We start from the raw sequence: 19,879 nt of genomic DNA on the forward strand, positions 1-19,879 counted from the left end.
TTTTTATGTTTTAAAGTTGTTCTTTAATTTCTTTGATTTGATGAATATGGCGTTTTTCATGTGCGCCGATGAAATCAAGATATTGCTTAAGGGATAGCTCTTTAAACACAGGGTGTGCAATGACACGTTTGAAATCTTCCTCAGTAAATGTTGATAAAATTTGATTGAGCTGCTCACGAGCTGTATCGAGCTCATCCTTTAAATGTGTAGGTGTCACATGCTTGCGCTCAGGCGCAACAATACTAGGCGCAGTGGCTTTTTTTGAACGATCCTCTGCCATTTCCACCGGCTTTGGTTCATATTCTTTGATCGGTGCTTTTTTTCCCTCAGCAGCGAGATGTTTTGCTGCAACTAGGTCCATTTTCTTTAAATGATCTGCTACCTCTTGAATACTCCAAGTATCATCAGATAATTTTTGGTTCAATTGTTCTTCGCTCAAACCTTGCAGCTCGTGCCACAATTCTTGTCTTGCTTCATGTAATAAACTCATTTTCTTCATCACCTCAAGATCAAATTTTAACATAATGGTACATGACAATCATTCTTGAGCTATCCGAAAATCCCTTTGAAGAATTGTGATGAAATATGAAACCTTTACAAAAGTGGTTCGTATTACCTGTTAGAAGGAATACATTGGAGGTGGGTGAGCTCTAAATGAAACAAAAGATGTTCATTTCATGAAGAAAGGATGAGGAAGATGGATGTGTTCGGGCTGCCTCTTCAGACGCTGTATTTATACATATTAATGATATCAGGAATCCTGACACTTGTTTTCGTCTTTTTCGGCGATGTATTTGATGGATGGTTTGAAGCGATCCCTATTCCATTCCTTCAACCAACATTGATCCTCGCATTTCTTACCTTTTTCTCGGCTGGAGGGTTTATTTCTGAAAAAACAGCAATTGTAGGAAGTGGACTTGGTGCACTATTATCTGCCATTCTCGCAGTGATCCTTGTGACCTGTTTGAATGTATTTGTATTAATCCCGCTTTCCTCTGCTGAAGAATCTCTCTCATATACGGAGGCCGATTTAAAAGGAAGAACTGGGGAGATCATTGTATCTGTTCCAAAAGACGGGTTTGGAGAAGTGCTGTTAATCAGTAACAGCGGGAAAATCTCAAAGCCAGCTGTCAGTTTCGACCAAGAGGAGATTCCATACGGGACCCGTGTGCTAGTTGTCGAAGTGAACAAAGGCGTCTTATCTGTTATACCAAATGAAGAAATCTAGGAGGGAATGCAATGCCAGGAACAACTATTTTAGTGATCATTGGAATTGTGCTTGTCATTCTTATTGCACTTATTGGTGTATTTGTTTCTAAATACCGGACAGCAGGTCCAGATGAAGCATTAATCGTCACAGGAAGTTATCTAGGAAGTAAAAATGTCCACGTGGACGAAGGTGGAAACAAGATTAAGATTGTAAGAGGCGGCGGTACCTTTGTCCTTCCAGTCTTTCAACAAGCAGAGCCGCTCAGCTTACTATCTAGCAAGCTAGATGTTTCAACACCTGAAGTCTATACCGAACAAGGTGTGCCGGTCATGGCGGATGGAACGGCCATCATAAAAATTGGTGGATCGATTGAAGAAATTGCTACTGCTGCAGAGCAATTTTTAGGTAAAACAAAAGAAGACCGTGAAAACGAAGCGAGAGAAGTATTAGAAGGTCACCTTCGTTCCATCTTAGGGTCAATGACAGTTGAAGAGATTTATAAAAACAGAGAGAAATTTTCACAAGAAGTACAACGCGTTGCTTCTCAAGATTTAGCGAAAATGGGTCTAGTCATTGTTTCGTTTACGATCAAAGATGTTCGTGATAAAAATGGCTATTTAGAATCTCTAGGTAAACCAAGAATTGCCCAAGTAAAACGCGATGCAGATATTGCAACAGCTGAAGCAGATAAAGAAACACGGATCAAACGTGCCGAAGCAGATAAAGATGCGAAGAAATCTGAGCTTGAGCGCGCTACTGAAATCGCTGAAGCAGAAAAGATTAATGAGCTGAAAAGAGCAGAATTCAGACGTGAACAGGATACAGCAAAAGCAAGTGCTGACCAAGCGTACGATCTAGAAACAGCTCGTAACCGTCAGCACGTAACTGAACAAGAAATGCAAGTCAAAATCATAGAGCGTCAGAAACAAATTGAATTAGAAGAAAAAGAGATTCAGCGTCGTGAACGTCAATACGATTCTGAAGTGAAAAAGAAAGCGGATGCGGACCGTTATGCTGTTGAGCAGTCGGCTGCGGCAGAAAAAGCGAAACGTCTTGCTGAAGCAGATGCGAAGAAATACAGCATTGAAGCAATGGCAAAAGCAGAAGCTGAGAAAGTCCGAATTGATGGGCTTGCCAAAGCGGAAGCGGATCGTGCGAAAGGGGAAACAGAAGCAGAAGTCATTAGACTAAAAGGACTTGCAGAAGCCGAGGCGAAAGAGAAAATTGCGGAAGCATTCGAACAGTATGGTCAGGCAGCGATCCTTGATATGATTGTCAAAATGCTTCCTGAATATGCGAAGCAAGTATCTGCACCACTTTCTAACATTGATAAAATTACTGTTGTGGATACAGGCGGTAACGGTGAAGGCAGCGGTGCCAATAAAGTTACAGGCTATGCCACAAATCTCATGTCCAGTCTGCAAGAAAGCCTGAAAGCATCCTCTGGAATTGATGTGAAAGAAATTATCGAGAACTTTTCTGGCAAAGGCAATGTCAAACAAAGCATTCAAGAGCTGACAAATGAAATCAAACAACCAAGAAAAATTGAAAAAGCTGACCATCAAATAGAAGAATAAAATCAAGAGACACCTTCCACCAGAAGGTGTCTCTTTTTTATAGAAAAAGGTTTAACCATTGAAAGATGTGCTGACAAAACGCTAGTCATTGAATTCTATGTAATAGAAATTTATCATAATGAAGATAAGGTGGAAAAAGCTAAAAGGAGTGGAGCGGATGAAGGTGAGACATGCTGTACATCAAGATATTCCAAAAATCGCCGAGATTCATGTGAAAAGCTGGCAGACGACTTATCAAGGGATTATTTCGCAGGAATATTTAGATGGTTTAACCATTGAAGATCGGGAAGAGAGCTGGAGAAAAAGATCGCTTGAAGGCACGTTTGTCGCAGAAGATGAGGATGGCGTATTTGGTTTTGCCACTTTCGGAAAACAACGTGATGAACGTTATTCTACATATGATGGAGAGCTATATGCCATCTATTTATTCCAACAGAAACAGAAATCAGGTGCGGGTATTGCTCTAATGGAAAAAGGAGTGGAATATTTAATAGAAAAGGGTTATCAGAATATGCTGCTATGGGTGTTTGAACAAAATTCGGCGAAACAATTTTATCAAAAGCTTCAACCTAGTTTTGTCGTTACCAGCCAGTTCGAGCTGGCTGGCGAGAACCATAATGAAATAGGGTATGGATGGGAGCTGTCTAGATTGAATAACCATGTAAAACGAATTAAATCGTCAGCTTCCAGTAATAATGAGAGAAAAAAGTGAAAAGTACAGCAAGCAACATGTAAGAAATAAACGGTGAAGCTTCTACTTTTCCTTTCACACCTGCTATTTTTAAAGCTTCATAGAAACCTGCCAAGAAATAAGCCAGACTGAGAATATAACAGCAAAGCATAATGGAGTAAGGGCTCATTGTCGTACCTCCAGCATGAAATCTTCTATTATTAATAGATTCCATAGAGCAGAAAATTATGCATAAAAAAATAACCAGCTGTCATCAGCCGGTTATTTTTGATGAGGAAAAACCAAACGGGACGCACTTGGAATGAGTATACAAAGAACAATACTGCAAATAATAAATGAAGGAACCATATATGTGCTGTTATAAATTAAAGAGTAGACCCATCCTGGTGTTCCTTTCGGTGCATAGTGAGAAAAGAAAACGACGCCAGAAATAAAGAACGTCAGTAGCCTGAAGAAACTAGCAACAAAAACAGCTAAGGTAATATAGAAAAATTGCTGCTTTCGCTTTTGATCCTGAATGGCCTTTTTGATCAATCCAGAAAACAAGCCGCTTAAAGAAATGACAACAGATGCAACGAAGTAATCGAGGAATCCTTGAACAGGTGTAGCGATGATCGGGCTATTCATCAGCTGAAGACCTGCGATTAACACACCGATGATAAATCCGGTAGATATCCCCCATCTAATAGACATGAGAATGACGGGAATCATAATCAGAGCAAGAGATCCGCCATTCGGCATTCTTAAAAAGAGACCTGATAAGTAATCTAATACAAGTGCAAGTGAAGTCATAATCGCGATTTCCATCAGTCGTACCAATTGATTTGATTGCTGCATAAAAAAATCTCCTTTTTCATGAATTGAGCAAGGAGAGACTGTGTAAGGATGAGTATGTTATTCATAGAAAAACATATCGATTTGAATACACCATGTATCCAAGTGATTCCACATTCCTACTTCAGTATTAACTGACAGGTTCAAAGGGTCAGAACAACGAATGTTCACTCTCAGCACAAAGCTCCCCCTGCGGTTATTTAGTTTCAATCTATTATAAATATACTAAAGACCTGCAGGATCAACAATAGACAATTCCCGAGATGAGCAGCATTTGTATCGATATATAGGAAGAGATAAGGAAAAATAAATTATTTAGAAAAAATACTTGTTTCTTCTTTCAAAAGGTGTTATATTTGTATTCGCCGCTGAAACAGCGCGGTTGATAAATAACATTAAGAAAAAAGTTGTTGACTTTATCTTGATAGAATGTTATATTAATAAAGTCGCCTCTGAGAGACGACGAAAATGATCTTTGAAAACTAAACAAGACAAAACGTACCTGTTAATTCGAGTTTTTATAAAAAAATCCTATGATACTTCATAGGTAGTCAGTCAAACGCTGGCGAGGCAGGAAATGATCACATGCTAAGTTCGCTACATCGTGTAGCAACGCATGTGTGATATGCATCCTGCATACCTCGGAGAGTTTGATCCTGGCTCAGGACGAACGCTGGCGGCGTGCCTAATACATGCAAGTCGAGCGGACAGAAGGGAGCTTGCTCCCGGATGTTAGCGGCGGACGGGTGAGTAACACGTGGGTAACCTGCCTGTAAGACTGGGATAACTCCGGGAAACCGGAGCTAATACCGGATAGTTCCTTGAACCGCATGGTTCAAGGGTGAAAGACGGTTTCGGCTGTCACTTACAGATGGACCCGCGGCGCATTAGCTAGTTGGTGGGGTAATGGCTCACCAAGGCGACGATGCGTAGCCGACCTGAGAGGGTGATCGGCCACACTGGGACTGAGACACGGCCCAGACTCCTACGGGAGGCAGCAGTAGGGAATCTTCCGCAATGGACGAAAGTCTGACGGAGCAACGCCGCGTGAGTGATGAAGGTTTTCGGATCGTAAAGCTCTGTTGTTAGGGAAGAACAAGTGCGAGAGTAACTGCTCGCACCTTGACGGTACCTAACCAGAAAGCCACGGCTAACTACGTGCCAGCAGCCGCGGTAATACGTAGGTGGCAAGCGTTGTCCGGAATTATTGGGCGTAAAGGGCTCGCAGGCGGTTTCTTAAGTCTGATGTGAAAGCCCCCGGCTCAACCGGGGAGGGTCATTGGAAACTGGGAAACTTGAGTGCAGAAGAGGAGAGTGGAATTCCACGTGTAGCGGTGAAATGCGTAGAGATGTGGAGGAACACCAGTGGCGAAGGCGACTCTCTGGTCTGTAACTGACGCTGAGGAGCGAAAGCGTGGGGAGCGAACAGGATTAGATACCCTGGTAGTCCACGCCGTAAACGATGAGTGCTAAGTGTTAGGGGGTTTCCGCCCCTTAGTGCTGCAGCTAACGCATTAAGCACTCCGCCTGGGGAGTACGGTCGCAAGACTGAAACTCAAAGGAATTGACGGGGGCCCGCACAAGCGGTGGAGCATGTGGTTTAATTCGAAGCAACGCGAAGAACCTTACCAGGTCTTGACATCCTCTGACAACCCTAGAGATAGGGCTTTCCCTTCGGGGACAGAGTGACAGGTGGTGCATGGTTGTCGTCAGCTCGTGTCGTGAGATGTTGGGTTAAGTCCCGCAACGAGCGCAACCCTTGATCTTAGTTGCCAGCATTCAGTTGGGCACTCTAAGGTGACTGCCGGTGACAAACCGGAGGAAGGTGGGGATGACGTCAAATCATCATGCCCCTTATGACCTGGGCTACACACGTGCTACAATGGACAGAACAAAGGGCTGCAAGACCGCAAGGTTTAGCCAATCCCATAAATCTGTTCTCAGTTCGGATCGCAGTCTGCAACTCGACTGCGTGAAGCTGGAATCGCTAGTAATCGCGGATCAGCATGCCGCGGTGAATACGTTCCCGGGCCTTGTACACACCGCCCGTCACACCACGAGAGTTTGCAACACCCGAAGTCGGTGAGGTAACCTTTATGGAGCCAGCCGCCGAAGGTGGGGCAGATGATTGGGGTGAAGTCGTAACAAGGTAGCCGTATCGGAAGGTGCGGCTGGATCACCTCCTTTCTAAGGATATATGGAGCAGCGTACGTTTTCGTCTTGTTTAGTTTTGAAGGATCATTCCTTCAAAACATGTCTCTAGCGAGACAGGATTGTTCTTTGAAAACTAGATAACAATAAGTAATACATTCACATTGAATGCAATGCAAAGTTCATCACACATAGTGATTCTTTCTAAAGTAAGAAATGGTTAAGTTAGAAAGGGCGCACGGTGGATGCCTTGGCACTAGGAGCCGATGAAGGACGGGACGAACACCGATATGCTTCGGGGAGCTGTAAGCAAGCTTTGATCCGGAGATTTCCGAATGGGGAAACCCACTGCTCGTAATGGAGTAGTATCCATACTTGAATACATAGAGTATGAGAAGGCATACCCGGGGAACTGAAACATCTAAGTACCCGGAGGAAGAGAAAGCAAATGCGATTCCCTGAGTAGCGGCGAGCGAAACGGGAACAGCCCAAACCAAGAGGCTTGCCTCTTGGGGTTGTAGGACACTCTATACGGAGTTACAAAGGAATGATATAAGCGAAGAGGTCTGGAAAGGCCCGCCAAAGAAGGTAACAGCCCTGTAACTGAAATGTCATTCTCTCCAGAGTGGATCCTGAGTACGGCGGAACACGTGAAATTCCGTCGGAATCCGGGAGGACCATCTCCCAAGGCTAAATACTCCCTAGTGACCGATAGTGAACCAGTACCGTGAGGGAAAGGTGAAAAGCACCCCGGAAGGGGAGTGAAATAGATCCTGAAACCGTGTGCCTACAAGTAGTCAGAGCCCGTTAACGGGTGATGGCGTGCCTTTTGTAGAATGAACCGGCGAGTTACGATCCCGTGCAAGGTTAAGCAGAAGATGCGGAGCCGCAGCGAAAGCGAGTCTGAATAGGGCGCATGAGTACGTGGTCGTAGACCCGAAACCAGGTGATCTACCCATGTCCAGGGTGAAGTTCAGGTAACACTGAATGGAGGCCCGAACCCACGCACGTTGAAAAGTGCGGGGATGAGGTGTGGGTAGGGGTGAAATGCCAATCGAACCTGGAGATAGCTGGTTCTCTCCGAAATAGCTTTAGGGCTAGCCTCAAGGTAAGAGTCTCGGAGGTAGAGCACTGATTGGACTAGGGGCCCCTACCGGGTTACCGAATTCAGTCAAACTCCGAATGCCGATGACTTATCCTTGGGAGTCAGACTGCGAGTGATAAGATCCGTAGTCGAAAGGGAAACAGCCCAGACCGCCAGCTAAGGTCCCAAAGTATACGTTAAGTGGAAAAGGATGTGGAGTTGCTTAGACAACCAGGATGTTGGCTTAGAAGCAGCCACCATTTAAAGAGTGCGTAATAGCTCACTGGTCGAGTGACTCTGCGCCGAAAATGTACCGGGGCTAAACGTATCACCGAAGCTGCGGACTGTTCTTACGAACAGTGGTAGGAGAGCGTTCTAAGGGCTGTGAAGCTAGACCGGAAGGACTGGTGGAGCGCTTAGAAGTGAGAATGCCGGTATGAGTAGCGAAAGACGGGTGAGAATCCCGTCCACCGAATGCCTAAGGTTTCCTGAGGAAGGCTCGTCCGCTCAGGGTTAGTCGGGACCTAAGCCGAGGCCGAAAGGCGTAGGCGATGGACAACAGGTTGATATTCCTGTACCACCTCCTCACCATTTGAGCAATGGGGGGACGCAGGAGGATAGGGTAAGCGCGGTATTGGATATCCGCGTCCAAGCAGTTAGGCTGGGAAATAGGCAAATCCGTTTCCCGTAAAGGCTGAGCTGTGATGGCGAGCGAAATTTAGTAGCGAAGTTCCTGATTCCACACTGCCAAGAAAAGCCTCTAGCGAGGTGAGAGGTGCCCGTACCGCAAACCGACACAGGTAGGCGAGGAGAGAATCCTAAGGTGATCGAGAGAACTCTCGTTAAGGAACTCGGCAAAATGACCCCGTAACTTCGGGAGAAGGGGTGCTTCTTAGGGTGTTAAAGCCCCGAGAAGCCGCAGTGAATAGGCCCAGGCGACTGTTTAGCAAAAACACAGGTCTCTGCGAAGCCGTAAGGCGAAGTATAGGGGCTGACGCCTGCCCGGTGCTGGAAGGTTAAGAGGAGCGCTTAGCGTAAGCGAAGGTGCGAATTGAAGCCCCAGTAAACGGCGGCCGTAACTATAACGGTCCTAAGGTAGCGAAATTCCTTGTCGGGTAAGTTCCGACCCGCACGAAAGGCGCAACGATCTGGGCACTGTCTCAACGAGAGACTCGGTGAAATTATAGTACCTGTGAAGATGCAGGTTACCCGCGACAGGACGGAAAGACCCCGTGGAGCTTTACTGCAGCCTGATATTGAATGTTGGTACAGCTTGTACAGGATAGGTAGGAGCCTTGGAAACCGGAGCGCTAGCTTCGGTGGAGGCATCGGTGGGATACTACCCTGGCTGTATTGACCTTCTAACCCGCTGCCCTTATCGGGCAGGGAGACAGTGTCAGGTGGGCAGTTTGACTGGGGCGGTCGCCTCCTAAAATGTAACGGAGGCGCCCAAAGGTTCCCTCAGAATGGTTGGAAATCATTCGCAGAGTGTAAAGGCACAAGGGAGCTTGACTGCGAGACCTACAAGTCGAGCAGGGACGAAAGTCGGGCTTAGTGATCCGGTGGTTCCGCATGGAAGGGCCATCGCTCAACGGATAAAAGCTACCCCGGGGATAACAGGCTTATCTCCCCCAAGAGTCCACATCGACGGGGAGGTTTGGCACCTCGATGTCGGCTCATCGCATCCTGGGGCTGTAGTCGGTCCCAAGGGTTGGGCTGTTCGCCCATTAAAGCGGTACGCGAGCTGGGTTCAGAACGTCGTGAGACAGTTCGGTCCCTATCCGTCGCGGGCGCAGGAAATTTGAGAGGAGCTGTCCTTAGTACGAGAGGACCGGGATGGACGCACCGCTGGTGTACCAGTTGTTCTGCCAAGGGCATCGCTGGGTAGCTATGTGCGGACGGGATAAGTGCTGAAAGCATCTAAGCATGAAGCCCCCCTCAAGATGAGATTTCCCATTCCGCAAGGAAGTAAGATCCCTGAAAGATGATCAGGTTGATAGGTCTGAGGTGGAAGCGTGGTGACACGTGGAGCTGACAGATACTAATAGATCGAGGACTTAACCTATATTAAATTGTGAAGCATGAACATTGTTATCTAGTTTTGAGAGAACATTCTCTCCATCAGGTTTGGTGGCGATAGCGAAGAGGTCACACCCGTTCCCATACCGAACACGGAAGTTAAGCTCTTCAGCGCCGATGGTAGTTGGGGGTTTCCCCCTGTGAGAGTAGGACGCCGCCAAGCTTCTATAAGGACCAGTTCCAGTCGGAACTGGTCTTTTTTGTGCAAGTTGAGGGTACATACATTCACTTGTTTGATAAAAGATCGTGGCTTCATTTTATGTCCAAAAGCAGCGTGTGAAATACTTGGACAAAAAGAGAAAATGAGCATGAAACTTTATCTATAAAAACAATAGAGAGACAGAGTACAGCTTATATAGGGAAACTACACACATTTTTGATTAAATTAAAGATGTGTAGGCCTATATGATTATTATAAATGCTTACGGCTAAAGCGATACATATATCATTAAAGTATAAAAATGAGGGACTGCTAATATTTCTGAAGGAATTGAGCGTTTTAAAAGAGAATATAGAAGAGAGAAGTTCAGTTGCTGAACGTGGAACAGCAGCTGTTTGAATAGGTGAAATGACGATCATTTGTTAAAAGAAATACGCAATGAAAAATGAAATAAAATTTTTTTAATATAGCCTTTACAAATGATTAAAACCTGTATATAATAATCTTTGTCGGATCGAGAGATTCCTACATAGTGGAGGATTAGCTCAGCTGGGAGAGCATCTGCCTTACAAGCAGAGGGTCGGCGGTTCGAGCCCGTCATCCTCCACCATATTTATTCTTACATAATGTTAGGATAGATAAAGCCGGTGTAGCTCAACTGGTAGAGCAACTGACTTGTAATCAGTAGGTTGGGGGTTCAAGTCCTCTTGCCGGCACCACTTTCATATGGTAAGATAGACAAGTCGCTTTTAAAGCGAGCCATTAGCTCAGTTGGTAGAGCATCTGACTTTTAATCAGAGGGTCGAAGGTTCGAGTCCTTCATGGCTCACCATGTTTCATGCGGGTGTGGCGGAATTGGCAGACGCGCTAGACTTAGGATCTAGTGTCTTTATGACGTGGGGGTTCAAGTCCCTTCACCCGCATTGCCAAATAAAATAAAGAAATCCTGTAATGCGGAAGTAGTTCAGTGGTAGAACACCACCTTGCCAAGGTGGGGGTCGCGGGTTCGAATCCCGTCTTCCGCTTATACCATCCACGCCGGGGTGGTGGAATTGGCAGACACACAGGACTTAAAATCCTGCGGTAGGTGACTACCGTGCCGGTTCAAGTCCGGCCCTCGGCATTATAAATAAGCGCCCGTAGCTCAATTGGATAGAGCGTTTGACTACGGATCAAAAGGTTAGGGGTTCGACTCCTCTCGGGCGCGCCATTAAGATCGGGAAGTAGCTCAGCTTGGTAGAGCACTTGGTTTGGGACCAAGGGGTCGCAGGTTCGAATCCTGTCTTCCCGACCATCTTTTATGGGGCCTTAGCTCAGCTGGGAGAGCGCCTGCCTTGCACGCAGGAGGTCAGCGGTTCGATCCCGCTAGGCTCCACTTTTTAAAAGATTGTTTTGATCATGGCGGTGTAGCTCAGCTGGCTAGAGCGTACGGTTCATACCCGTGAGGTCGGGGGTTCGATCCCCTCCGCCGCTATAAAGGACCTTTAGCTCAGTTGGTTAGAGCAGACGGCTCATAACCGTCCGGTCGTAGGTTCGAGTCCTACAAGGTCCACCATCTATACGGAGGAATACCCAAGTCCGGCTGAAGGGATCGGTCTTGAAAACCGACAGGGGTGTCAAAGCCCGCGGGGGTTCGAATCCCTCTTCCTCCGCCATATTTTTTTAAAAACCATATCATCGCGGGGTGGAGCAGTTCGGTAGCTCGTCGGGCTCATAACCCGAAGGTCGCAGGTTCAAATCCTGCCCCCGCAACCAAAATGGTCCGGTAGTTCAGTTGGTTAGAATGCCTGCCTGTCACGCAGGAGGTCGCGGGTTCGAGTCCCGTCCGGACCGCCATTTTTCAAAATAATACTTGGCTCGGTAGCTCAGTTGGTAGAGCAACGGACTGAAAATCCGTGTGTCGGCGGTTCGATTCCGTCCCGAGCCACTTTTATAAAAATATTCATAGTATGGCGGTTGTGGCGAAGTGGTTAACGCACCAGATTGTGGCTCTGGCACTCGTGGGTTCGATTCCCATCAATCGCCCCATACATATTTTTGCGGGTGTAGTTTAGTGGTAAAACCTCAGCCTTCCAAGCTGATGTCGTGGGTTCGATTCCCATCACCCGCTCCATTTGTATATCTGTTCATGGGCCTGTAGCTCAGCTGGTTAGAGCGCACGCCTGATAAGCGTGAGGTCGGTGGTTCGAGTCCACTCAGGCCCACCATGATCTTCCGCAGTAGCTCAGTGGTAGAGCTATCGGCTGTTAACCGATCGGTCGTAGGTTCGAATCCTACCTGCGGAGCCAAATGGAGAAGTACTCAAGTGGCTGAAGAGGCGCCCCTGCTAAGGGTGTAGGTCGCGTAAGCGGCGCGAGGGTTCAAATCCCTCCTTCTCCGCCATTATTGTATGGCCCGTTGGTCAAGCGGTTAAGACACCGCCCTTTCACGGCGGTAACACGGGTTCGAATCCCGTACGGGTCATTTTTAAAAGAGATCTTGTCAAAGATCTCTTTTTTGTTTTCTTCAAAACGAAAGACCGCTATCATGGCGGTCTTTTTTTACATATTCATGGAATAGATCGTATAAGACAAGTATGTCGCAAAGAAGCCCCATAAGACATAAGGGATCAGTAAAATTGGAACAACTTTGCTTAGTTTACGTGAGACGATGACAAGTGCAAGTGCTGTCAGTGCAACGAGCAGGCAGTCGATCGTAGCCACAAACAAATCCTTTTGTGTAAATTGAAAAAAGCTAAAGGCTTGATTGAATACGTAATTTAAAAGGAAAAGAATCCAAAATGGTAAAGTGATTTTTTGGAAACCATATTTTCCATAAATGATCGCTGCGGACAATGAGATGAGTGCAAATAAGACAGCCCACACAGCACCAATCACACCGCCACCAGGTGTCCATTCTGGCTTATTTAATGCGTCATACCATTCTCTGTCGATGGGGAACAAGAATCCGGCAATAGAGAATAGTGCGTATGTAATAAAGAAGACGACAATCGCCCAAATGATACTTTTTCTAGCCATCAAGAATCTCCTCCAATCAAATTCACTCTTAAAGTGATTTCCCAATCATTACATGATATAAACATAAAGCCCCCAATATGAGGGGACTAATGATTTTCTTCTGTATAAGGTTCTTCCTCGTACGGTTTCAAGTCACCAAATACCGTCATGACACCTTCTTCGTCTAATGCTTCTTCATAGGCCTCGTGTGCTTTGTTCGGATACACCTTGCTTGCTTTTCCTTCAATATCAGCAGCTGCAAATCCTTCGTAGTCCTCCACATAATCTTCATCTTCTGATTGTGTATACACATCATCGTATGTCAGAGGAGGGAATTCCATATCAGACGGGGTCTCAGAGTTTCCGTAGCGTTCTACGTCTTGGTAGGCATCCTCTCCATCGTACGCAGCACTTTCTTCATTTTCAAATTGTCCCGCTGGCGGACTTAATAAATCTTCTTCAATCGGACGGTTTTGTGAAACGGTCTGTTCTTTTGAATGCTCTGTGCATGTGACGGCAGTAGGCAAGGCTTCTAAGCGTTCCTTTGGAATAGGGGCTTTACAGACCTTGCATAGTCCATAAGAGCCGTCTGCAATGGCTTGAAGTGCTTCATTGATGTCTAGCAAATGTTCATGTTCCATACTGTTTAAAGCAATATCTTTCCCACGCTCGAACAGCTCTGTCCCTTGATCACCCGGGTGGTTATCATAGGCAGATAGTTCTCCGACTGAATCGTAAGGAAAGGATACTTTCTGTTCATCGTCATGGCTTTTGGCTTCAAGTTCTTTCTTTTCATCGAGAAGGCGCTGCTTCAAATGGTGTAATTCGTCTTTTGACAACAAAGCGATCATCCTTTCATATCAAACATATTGTTAGTATGAGCAATTTTGTATGTAAGACTAGTTCCAATTTGAAGCAATTCCTTATTAAAAAACGCCTGCGGCTGCAGGCGTTCTTTGTTACGCGATATAGTATTGTAAGATCAAAGCGATCGTCAGCAGAAAACCAAAAAATGTATTGGTTTGAGCTGTAGATTTCATGGCATTCATTAATTCAATCGGTTTTTCTTTTTGCTTAAACTCTTTAATGGCTGTATAGGCTTTTGGCACACTGAGTAAAACAAGAAGACTCCAAAGACCGACGATATCTGTGAAGATATAAACAAAAATGAGTACATATGATACCAAAAACATGGAAAGTAAAATGTTCACTGCAGCTTTACGTCCAGCAAGAATGGCAAGTGTTCTTCGTCCATTTTCCTTATCTCCGTCTAAATCACGGATATTGTTCGACAGTAAGATGGCACCAACTAAAATAGAAATTGGTAGTGAGATGAGAACTGCTTTAGACGTCAGTGTGCCTGTTTGGATATAGAAACTAATCAGGATGATTCCTAATCCCATAAAAGCACCTGAAACAAGTTCTCCAAACGGTGTATATGCAATTGGTACAGGGCCGCCAGTATAGAAATAGCCTGCTGCCATACAAATAAGTCCTATTAGTGCAATCCACCAGCTAGACATCATGCAAATATAGACCCCAAGTAATAAAGAAAGCGCAAATAATGCATAAGCGAGGCTGAGGACTGTCTTTGGCTTCACACCGTTTCTTACAATGGCTCCGCCGATGCCGACAGATTTCTCGTTGTCCAGCCCGCGAACATAATCAAAGTACTCATTAAACATGTTTGTTGCGATTTGGATAAACATAGATGCAAACAGCATGGCTAAAAATAGCCCAACATGTATTTGACCACTTGGAAGTGCTAAAACAGTTCCTAAAGTAACGGGAATAAATGCCGCTGTTAGTGTATGCGGTCGTAGTAAATTCCACCAAATACGCCAGTTTTTATCAGGCTTTATTGGTGAAAGCTGATCTGATATCGATTGATGCTGCATAAAATATACTCCTTTAAATAAAAAAATACGTACACGTCCAAATTCCAGTTTAGCAAAGTTCAAAAAGGTGTCAATATATTGATGCGATGAATCGGGAAAAAGATGTTTGCTAATCGTTGCCATATCGAAGGAAGCTTTGATTTTAGAACGGTCCTGCCATTTTGCTTTAGATGCTCTCGTTTCAATAAGGAGGAGCGAAAAAATCTTGAAAGCGTGATATAATAAGGATTCGAGGTTTTAGAAGCTGTTTTCTTTACTAAGTTCATCTGTTAAGGTTTATAATAGAAAAGCAGGTCATTCGACATATTCGAATGTTCATGTATTTTTTCATTATGTTTTTATTTTTTATGTAATTCATGGATTTTGGAGGAATGTATCATGGTGACAACAGTGCAAAGTACTTTCCGGCAGGAAGCGCTTGCGACATTAGAAGAAGCGAATAACGTCAACCATGCTGTTTTGATAAGCTACTCCAGAAGAGTTGACGATCTGGATCCTCTTGCCTTTTTCCAAAGCGGCGAAGCGGATTTTTTAGGCGAGCGGTTTTTTTGGTCTGATCCAGAAAGCCAAATGATATTTTCTGGACTTGGCAGAGCGGCCGTCATTAAATCATCTGAGCAAGGCAAGGAACGATTCGATATAGTCCATCAAGAATGGGAACAGCTCAAGCAGCACATGTTCCATTTTCATGATGAGAAGGAGTTAAAGCAAGCGGCTGTTGGTCCGCTTTTATTTGGAGGATTCTCGTTTGATCCGTTTGAAGAGAAGGCGCGTCATTGGGAAGCATTTGGCGAGGCTCATTTTTTTGTGCCATCGATCATGCTGACTGTTTCAAAAGAAGGCAGTTTTCTTACGATCAATGAGTGGAAGCAGGTGGACGGGAATGTTCATCAGCTTATTCAGGAATTAGAACAAAAAGCCTCACGTTTCGAGACATTACCAGTTCGGACTGGTGGACAAGCTGAACTTGTTCATGTGGAAGAGCTGGATGTGAAGGAATGGATGAAGGCGATCCAAGAAGCGACAGACCACATTCGTGCAAACGAATATGAAAAGGTTGTTTTAGCAAGAGAAGTCTTGCTTCACTATAAAAATCAAATTGAACTCGCTCCACTATTAGCGGAATTATTAAAGCATCAAACAACGAGTTATGTATTTGCGGTTGAACAGGGAAGACAAGCATTTGTCGGAGCGACGCCGGAACGCTTAGTGAAAAAAAGCGGGGGAGAGGTCTTTTCCTCCTGTTTAGCAGGTTCCATTGTTCGCGGAAAAGATGAAGCGCAGGATCACGCATTAGGTGAGGAACTGCTGCATGATGAGAAGAATTTGATTGAACATCAAATTGTCGTCAATATGATTGAGCAAGCATTTGAAGCCAATTGCCTTCATGTGCATAAACCAAATCAACCAAGTCTTTATAAAACAAAAAACATTCAGCATTTGTTTACACCGATTGTGGGAGAAATTAAAAGCAGCTGTTCCCTCTTTTCATTAATTGAGCAGCTCCACCCGACGCCGGCACTAGGCGGATATCCAAAGGAAAAGGCGGTTGAAGTGATTCGTGAAATCGAACCGCTCAAGCGCGGCTGGTATGCAGCGCCGGTAGGCTGGATTGATTCTCAGGATAATGGAGAATTTGCTGTAGCCATTCGGTCAGGTCTTATTGAGGAAGACCGAGTTCGTTTGTTCGCTGGCTGCGGAATTGTAGAGGATTCCCTTGCAAAGCAGGAGTATGAAGAAACACAAGTGAAGTTAAGACCAATGCTGTCTGCTCTTGGAGGTCATCCTATTGAATAATCACATCATGACAACATATATAGGCAGATTGATGGATGAATTCGTCCAAGGTGGTGTGAAAGAGGCAGTTGTCTGTCCTGGTTCTCGTTCAACTCCGCTTGCGATGCTGGCTCTTGCTCATCAAGACATCCATGTTCATGTTTTAGTGGACGAACGGTCTGCTGCTTTTTATGCGCTTGGTCTTGCAAAAGCAAGTCAATCACCAGTGCTGCTTATTTGTACATCAGGTACGGCAGCTGCTAACTTTTATCCAGCCGTTGTAGAGGCGCATTATTCTCGTGTACCTCTTATTGTTTTAACTGCTGATCGGCCGCACGAATTGAGGGAAGTTGGGGCACCTCAAGCGATTGATCAGCAATTCTTATTCGGTAAGTTTGTTAAATGGTTCACAGACTTAGCATTGCCGGAGGACAGTCAAACGATGCTGCGTTATGTTCAGGCGGCAGCTGCGAGAGCAAATCACATGTCGATGCAGGAGCCAAAGGGGCCTGTTCAGGTCAATGTACCTCTGAGAGAGCCATTGCTTCCTGATCTGTCTATTGATCCTTTCTCGCGAGAAAAAGAGGATACGAAAAAGGTATTAGCATCAGGTCAGGCTTTCCCTAATGATCGGGTGATGTCTGAAATCGTAACCGTCATGAACCAATCCAAAAAGGGATTGATTGTGGCTGGTGAACTTCATACACAGGAAGAAAAAGAGGCAGTTTTACGCCTTTCGAAAGCCCTGCATTTACCTATTTTAGCTGACCCACTTTCTCTTTTGCGCAACGGGCATGAAAATCAAGATCTCATTATCGATGCGTATGATTCTTTATTAAAAGATGAAGCATTACAGCAGCATCTATTGCCGGATATGGTCATTCGTTTTGGACCGATGCCTGTATCTAAGCCTTTATTCAAGTGGCTGGAAAAACATGCGGAAGTGAAGCAGATTGTTGTAGATGCTGCCGGAGGTTTCCGTGATCCTGGGTTAAGTGCTTCATACGTTATAGAAAGTCATGTGGCTGCTTTTGTAGAAGCAGCATTAAAGCAAGCAGTCCAACGTAAAGAGACAAGTTTCTTAAACCGATGGCAGAATGCTAATTCTTCATTCAGAACGAATGCAGCCCGCTATTCAGATGAGGATTTGTCCTTCGAAGGGAATGTATATCGTCAGCTTCAGCACCTCTTGCCAAAAGAGAGTGTCCTTTTTATCGGAAATAGTATGCCGATTCGTGATGTAGATACCTTTTTTGAAACTCAGTCCAAGCCTTTTCGAATGATGGCGAATCGCGGAGCAAATGGCATTGACGGCGTTGTGTCCACAGCACTTGGCACGTATGCAGCTTTGAAGCAGCCTGTCACTTTAGTCATTGGAGATTTATCATTTTACCATGATATGAACGGTCTGCTTGCAGCTAAGCTGATGGACATTCCGCTGACAGTGGTTTTGATAAACAATGATGGGGGAGGTATCTTTTCTTTCCTTCCGCAGGCGTCTGATGAACCTTATTATGAAAAGCTCTTTGGAACGCCGACAGGACTGAATTTTGAGTATGCATCGAAGTTATATGGGGGAACCTATTCGAAACCCGCAACGAAACAAGAGTTACATGATGTGTATATGGCGCATATCGATGAACCTGGGCTTCATTTAATTGAAGTTGAAACAGATCGTCATTCCCGTGTAGACAAGCATCGTCATATGATGGATGACATATTGAAAGAAGTGAAAAAAGAATGCCTTCTCTCATCATAAGAATGCGTGATGGGGTAGCGTACGAAGTGGTGGATCAGAACCCTTCGGCAGCAAATGCCACATTATGCTTACACGGCTTCACTGGAAGTGCAGCGTCTTGGACGTTCTTGAATGGTTATTTGGAGAATACAAGACTGATTCAGGTCAGCTTGCTCGGACATGGGCGTACGGACTCGCCAGAAAGTGTGAGAAGATATGCCATGTCTCAGCAGCTGGCAGATCTTGCAGAGATTTTAAACCAATTAAAGCTTCACAAAGTGAATATTCTCGGATATTCTATGGGAGGGCGTATTGCTTTATCATTTGCCGCTCGTTATCCAGATCGTGTCAACAAACTGATCCTTGAGAGTACGTCTCCAGGGCTTCACTCTTTTAAAGAGCGGATGGCAAGACTGAAGCAGGATCATCAGCTTGCTCAAAAAATCAGGCATGAAGGCTTAGTGAAGTTTGTGGATTTTTGGGAAAGTATTCCTTTGTTTGCTTCGCAGAAAACTTTATCAGCGGAAAGGCAGACTGAACTGAGAGAGGGAAGACTGAAAGCCAATCCTCTTGGGCTGGCTCGCAGCTTAGAAGGCATCGGAACAGGTTCACAGCCGTCTGTTTGGAAGGCATTAAAGCATATTCATTTGCCTGTTTTGCTTATTTGCGGAACGCTTGATGAAAAGTTCTGCCATATCGGCAAACGTATGCAGCAGGAGCTGAAGGAAAGTCAATTCATATTGGCAGAGCATACCGGGCATACAGTTCATGTGGAACAACCACATTTTTTTGGTAAAATAGTAAGTGAGTTTATTTTAGCGCAAGATTAGAGGAGGAAATATTGATGGCTATTGAATGGCAAACTGAGCGTCAGTATGACGAAATTTTATATGAAACGTATAATGGGATCGCAAAGATTACGATTAATCGTCCACACGTACATAACGCGTTTACCCCAAAGACTGTTAGTGAATTAATCGATGCATTTTCACGAGCTCGTGATAATTCAGAAGTTGGTGTGATCGTACTTGCAGGTGCTGGCGGAAAAGCATTCTGTTCTGGTGGAGACCAAAAAGTCCGCGGCCATGGCGGTTATGTAGGAGACGATCAAATTCCACGTCTAAATGTTTTAGACTTACAGCGTTTGATTCGTGTCATTCCAAAGCCAGTTGTTGCAATGGTTGCAGGTTATGCAATCGGAGGCGGACACGTTCTCCACATAGTATGTGATCTGACAATTGCAGCAGATAATGCGATTTTTGGACAAACAGGTCCAAAAGTAGGCAGCTTTGATGCCGGTTACGGTTCAGGCTATCTTGCACGTATTGTTGGTCATAAGAAAGCGAGAGAAATCTGGTACTTATGCCGTCAATACAATGCACAAGAAGCGCTTGATATGGGACTTGTTAACACAGTTGTCCCATTAGATCAGCTTGAAGAGGAAACAGTGAAGTGGTGTGAGGAGATGCTAGAAAAGAGCCCGACTGCTTTACGATTCTTGAAGGCTGCATTTAACGCAGATACGGATGGATTAGCTGGAATTCAGCAATTTGCAGGAGATGCGACACTTCTTTATTACACAACAGATGAAGCAAAAGAAGGACGCGATTCCTTTAAGGAAAAACGCAAGCCGGACTTCGGCCAGTTCCCGCGTTTCCCTTGATTCAATGATATCAATGAACAAC

At 45.0% G+C, this 19,879-nt stretch carries 12 protein-coding genes, 21 tRNA genes, 3 rRNA genes and 1 riboswitch; of the genes, 31 read left to right on the top strand and 5 right to left on the bottom strand.

Going from position 1 to position 19,879, the window contains the following annotated elements:
* Nucleotides 1-10: 10 nt before the first annotated feature.
* Nucleotides 11-490, bottom strand: coding sequence for a DinB family protein (locus V6Z54_RS12125; protein ID WP_041085250.1), 480 nt, complete (start codon nucleotides 488-490; stop codon nucleotides 11-13).
* Nucleotides 491-697: 207 nt separating this feature from the next.
* On the opposite strand from V6Z54_RS12125, the gene V6Z54_RS12130 reads away from it, so the two are divergent.
* The 3 genes from V6Z54_RS12130 (at nucleotide 698) to V6Z54_RS12140 (ending at nucleotide 3,499) form a co-directional block, all read left to right on the top strand.
* Nucleotides 698-1,228 (top strand): hypothetical protein, encoded by a 531-nt coding sequence (locus tag V6Z54_RS12130; RefSeq protein WP_073979170.1) that lies wholly within the window; start codon nucleotides 698-700, stop codon nucleotides 1,226-1,228.
* An 11-nt stretch (nucleotides 1,229-1,239) separates the two neighbouring features.
* Nucleotides 1,240-2,787: a flotillin family protein gene (locus V6Z54_RS12135; protein ID WP_041085252.1), complete on the top strand. Its 1,548-nt coding sequence runs from the start codon at nucleotides 1,240-1,242 to the stop codon at nucleotides 2,785-2,787.
* A 157-nt stretch (nucleotides 2,788-2,944) separates the two neighbouring features.
* Nucleotides 2,945-3,499: a GNAT family N-acetyltransferase gene (locus V6Z54_RS12140; protein ID WP_047204081.1), complete on the top strand. Its 555-nt coding sequence runs from the start codon at nucleotides 2,945-2,947 to the stop codon at nucleotides 3,497-3,499.
* Nucleotides 3,500-3,739: 240 nt separating this feature from the next.
* Here V6Z54_RS12140 and thiT read toward each other — a convergent pair whose 3' ends face one another.
* Nucleotides 3,740-4,315: an energy-coupled thiamine transporter ThiT gene (thiT, locus tag V6Z54_RS12145; RefSeq protein ID WP_073979171.1), complete on the bottom strand. Its 576-nt coding sequence runs from the start codon at nucleotides 4,313-4,315 to the stop codon at nucleotides 3,740-3,742.
* Between the two features lie 96 nt (nucleotides 4,316-4,411).
* Nucleotides 4,412-4,513: riboswitch (TPP riboswitch) on the bottom strand.
* A gap of 437 nt (nucleotides 4,514-4,950) precedes the next feature.
* On the opposite strand from thiT, the gene V6Z54_RS12150 reads away from it, so the two are divergent.
* The 24 genes from V6Z54_RS12150 (at nucleotide 4,951) to V6Z54_RS12265 (ending at nucleotide 12,249) form a co-directional block, all read left to right on the top strand.
* Nucleotides 4,951-6,499, top strand: a 16S ribosomal RNA gene (locus tag V6Z54_RS12150).
* Between the two features lie 182 nt (nucleotides 6,500-6,681).
* Nucleotides 6,682-9,612: ribosomal RNA gene (locus V6Z54_RS12155) — 23S ribosomal RNA — on the top strand.
* 61 nt (nucleotides 9,613-9,673) lie between these two features.
* Nucleotides 9,674-9,789, top strand: a 5S ribosomal RNA gene (gene rrf / locus V6Z54_RS12160).
* Together the 16S, 23S and 5S rRNA genes form the textbook arrangement of a ribosomal RNA operon.
* Nucleotides 9,790-10,320: 531 nt before the next feature.
* Nucleotides 10,321-10,396: transfer RNA gene (locus tag V6Z54_RS12165), tRNA-Val, on the top strand.
* A gap of 33 nt (nucleotides 10,397-10,429) precedes the next feature.
* A tRNA-Thr gene (locus V6Z54_RS12170) sits at nucleotides 10,430-10,505 on the top strand.
* A gap of 37 nt (nucleotides 10,506-10,542) precedes the next feature.
* Nucleotides 10,543-10,618 (top strand) — tRNA-Lys (locus V6Z54_RS12175).
* Between the two features lie 8 nt (nucleotides 10,619-10,626).
* A tRNA-Leu gene (locus V6Z54_RS12180) sits at nucleotides 10,627-10,709 on the top strand.
* 30 nt (nucleotides 10,710-10,739) lie between these two features.
* Nucleotides 10,740-10,811 (top strand) — tRNA-Gly (locus V6Z54_RS12185).
* Nucleotides 10,812-10,823: 12 nt separating this feature from the next.
* Nucleotides 10,824-10,909: transfer RNA gene (locus tag V6Z54_RS12190), tRNA-Leu, on the top strand.
* A gap of 10 nt (nucleotides 10,910-10,919) precedes the next feature.
* Nucleotides 10,920-10,996: transfer RNA gene (locus V6Z54_RS12195), tRNA-Arg, on the top strand.
* 7 nt (nucleotides 10,997-11,003) lie between these two features.
* Nucleotides 11,004-11,080, top strand: a tRNA-Pro gene (locus tag V6Z54_RS12200).
* 8 nt (nucleotides 11,081-11,088) lie between these two features.
* Nucleotides 11,089-11,161: transfer RNA gene (locus tag V6Z54_RS12205), tRNA-Ala, on the top strand.
* Nucleotides 11,162-11,186: 25 nt separating this feature from the next.
* Nucleotides 11,187-11,260: transfer RNA gene (locus V6Z54_RS12210), tRNA-Met, on the top strand.
* A 4-nt stretch (nucleotides 11,261-11,264) separates the two neighbouring features.
* Nucleotides 11,265-11,341: transfer RNA gene (locus V6Z54_RS12215), tRNA-Ile, on the top strand.
* Between the two features lie 7 nt (nucleotides 11,342-11,348).
* A tRNA-Ser gene (locus tag V6Z54_RS12220) sits at nucleotides 11,349-11,441 on the top strand.
* A gap of 23 nt (nucleotides 11,442-11,464) precedes the next feature.
* Nucleotides 11,465-11,541: transfer RNA gene (locus V6Z54_RS12225), tRNA-Met, on the top strand.
* Nucleotides 11,542-11,545: 4 nt separating this feature from the next.
* Nucleotides 11,546-11,622, top strand: a tRNA-Asp gene (locus V6Z54_RS12230).
* 18 nt (nucleotides 11,623-11,640) lie between these two features.
* A tRNA-Phe gene (locus V6Z54_RS12235) sits at nucleotides 11,641-11,713 on the top strand.
* A 25-nt stretch (nucleotides 11,714-11,738) separates the two neighbouring features.
* Nucleotides 11,739-11,814, top strand: a tRNA-His gene (locus tag V6Z54_RS12240).
* Between the two features lie 11 nt (nucleotides 11,815-11,825).
* A tRNA-Gly gene (locus V6Z54_RS12245) sits at nucleotides 11,826-11,899 on the top strand.
* 17 nt (nucleotides 11,900-11,916) lie between these two features.
* Nucleotides 11,917-11,993 (top strand) — tRNA-Ile (locus tag V6Z54_RS12250).
* Nucleotides 11,994-11,999: 6 nt separating this feature from the next.
* Nucleotides 12,000-12,074, top strand: a tRNA-Asn gene (locus V6Z54_RS12255).
* A 3-nt stretch (nucleotides 12,075-12,077) separates the two neighbouring features.
* Nucleotides 12,078-12,168, top strand: a tRNA-Ser gene (locus V6Z54_RS12260).
* Nucleotides 12,169-12,177: 9 nt separating this feature from the next.
* Nucleotides 12,178-12,249: transfer RNA gene (locus V6Z54_RS12265), tRNA-Glu, on the top strand.
* A gap of 77 nt (nucleotides 12,250-12,326) precedes the next feature.
* Here the strand turns inward: V6Z54_RS12265 and V6Z54_RS12270 are convergent.
* The 3 genes from V6Z54_RS12270 to V6Z54_RS12280 form a co-directional block, all read right to left on the bottom strand.
* Nucleotides 12,327-12,803 (bottom strand): tryptophan-rich sensory protein, encoded by a 477-nt coding sequence (locus tag V6Z54_RS12270; protein WP_024424942.1) that lies wholly within the window; start codon nucleotides 12,801-12,803, stop codon nucleotides 12,327-12,329.
* Between the two features lie 86 nt (nucleotides 12,804-12,889).
* The gene (locus tag V6Z54_RS12275; RefSeq protein WP_073978695.1) at nucleotides 12,890-13,624 is read right to left on the bottom strand and encodes a TraR/DksA C4-type zinc finger protein; all 735 of its coding nucleotides are present in this window, start codon (nucleotides 13,622-13,624) and stop codon (nucleotides 12,890-12,892) included.
* 117 nt (nucleotides 13,625-13,741) lie between these two features.
* Nucleotides 13,742-14,680 carry a 1,4-dihydroxy-2-naphthoate polyprenyltransferase gene (locus V6Z54_RS12280; RefSeq protein ID WP_024424940.1) on the bottom strand — a complete coding sequence of 313 codons (939 nt, stop codon included), beginning with the start codon at nucleotides 14,678-14,680 and terminating at the stop codon, nucleotides 13,742-13,744.
* Between the two features lie 378 nt (nucleotides 14,681-15,058).
* On the opposite strand from V6Z54_RS12280, the gene V6Z54_RS12285 reads away from it, so the two are divergent.
* The 4 genes from V6Z54_RS12285 to menB are packed head-to-tail and all read left to right on the top strand — an operon-like array spanning nucleotide 15,059 to nucleotide 19,857.
* On the top strand, nucleotides 15,059-16,477 hold the full coding sequence (locus V6Z54_RS12285; protein ID WP_075611809.1) for an isochorismate synthase: 1,419 nt from the start codon (nucleotides 15,059-15,061) through the stop codon (nucleotides 16,475-16,477).
* Complete coding sequence (gene menD / locus V6Z54_RS12290) at nucleotides 16,470-18,215, top strand: 2-succinyl-5-enolpyruvyl-6-hydroxy-3-cyclohexene-1-carboxylic-acid synthase (RefSeq protein ID WP_075611808.1); 1,746 nt, start codon at nucleotides 16,470-16,472, stop codon at nucleotides 18,213-18,215. Before V6Z54_RS12285 ends, menD begins: the two co-directional genes overlap by 8 nt.
* Nucleotides 18,197-19,024 (top strand): 2-succinyl-6-hydroxy-2,4-cyclohexadiene-1-carboxylate synthase, encoded by an 828-nt coding sequence (gene menH / locus V6Z54_RS12295; protein ID WP_075611807.1) that lies wholly within the window; start codon nucleotides 18,197-18,199, stop codon nucleotides 19,022-19,024. Before menD ends, menH begins: the two co-directional genes overlap by 19 nt.
* 14 nt (nucleotides 19,025-19,038) lie before the next feature.
* On the top strand, nucleotides 19,039-19,857 hold the full coding sequence (gene menB / locus V6Z54_RS12300; RefSeq protein ID WP_039180914.1) for a 1,4-dihydroxy-2-naphthoyl-CoA synthase: 819 nt from the start codon (nucleotides 19,039-19,041) through the stop codon (nucleotides 19,855-19,857).
* Nucleotides 19,858-19,879: the final 22 nt, after the last annotated feature.

This window comes from Bacillus sp. MAG717A, from assembly GCF_036884855.1.
Classification (GTDB): Bacteria; Bacillota; Bacilli; order Bacillales; family Bacillaceae; genus Bacillus; species Bacillus safensis.

What these genes read in the sequence shown, in the direction of transcription:
- V6Z54_RS12125 (WP_041085250.1), bottom strand. Translation starts at nt 490, where the DNA reads ATGAGTTTATTACATGAAGCAAGACAAGAATTGTGGCACGAGCTGCAA.
- V6Z54_RS12130 (WP_073979170.1), top strand. Translation starts at nt 698, where the DNA reads ATGGATGTGTTCGGGCTGCCTCTTCAGACGCTGTATTTATACATATTA.
- V6Z54_RS12135 (WP_041085252.1), top strand. Translation starts at nt 1,240, where the DNA reads ATGCCAGGAACAACTATTTTAGTGATCATTGGAATTGTGCTTGTCATT.
- V6Z54_RS12140 (WP_047204081.1), top strand. Translation starts at nt 2,945, where the DNA reads ATGAAGGTGAGACATGCTGTACATCAAGATATTCCAAAAATCGCCGAG.
- thiT (WP_073979171.1), bottom strand. Translation starts at nt 4,315, where the DNA reads ATGCAGCAATCAAATCAATTGGTACGACTGATGGAAATCGCGATTATG.
- V6Z54_RS12270 (WP_024424942.1), bottom strand. Translation starts at nt 12,803, where the DNA reads ATGGCTAGAAAAAGTATCATTTGGGCGATTGTCGTCTTCTTTATTACA.
- V6Z54_RS12280 (WP_024424940.1), bottom strand. Translation starts at nt 14,680, where the DNA reads ATGCAGCATCAATCGATATCAGATCAGCTTTCACCAATAAAGCCTGAT.
- V6Z54_RS12285 (WP_075611809.1), top strand. Translation starts at nt 15,059, where the DNA reads ATGGTGACAACAGTGCAAAGTACTTTCCGGCAGGAAGCGCTTGCGACA.
- menH (WP_075611807.1), top strand. Translation starts at nt 18,197, where the DNA reads ATGCCTTCTCTCATCATAAGAATGCGTGATGGGGTAGCGTACGAAGTG.
- menB (WP_039180914.1), top strand. Translation starts at nt 19,039, where the DNA reads ATGGCTATTGAATGGCAAACTGAGCGTCAGTATGACGAAATTTTATAT.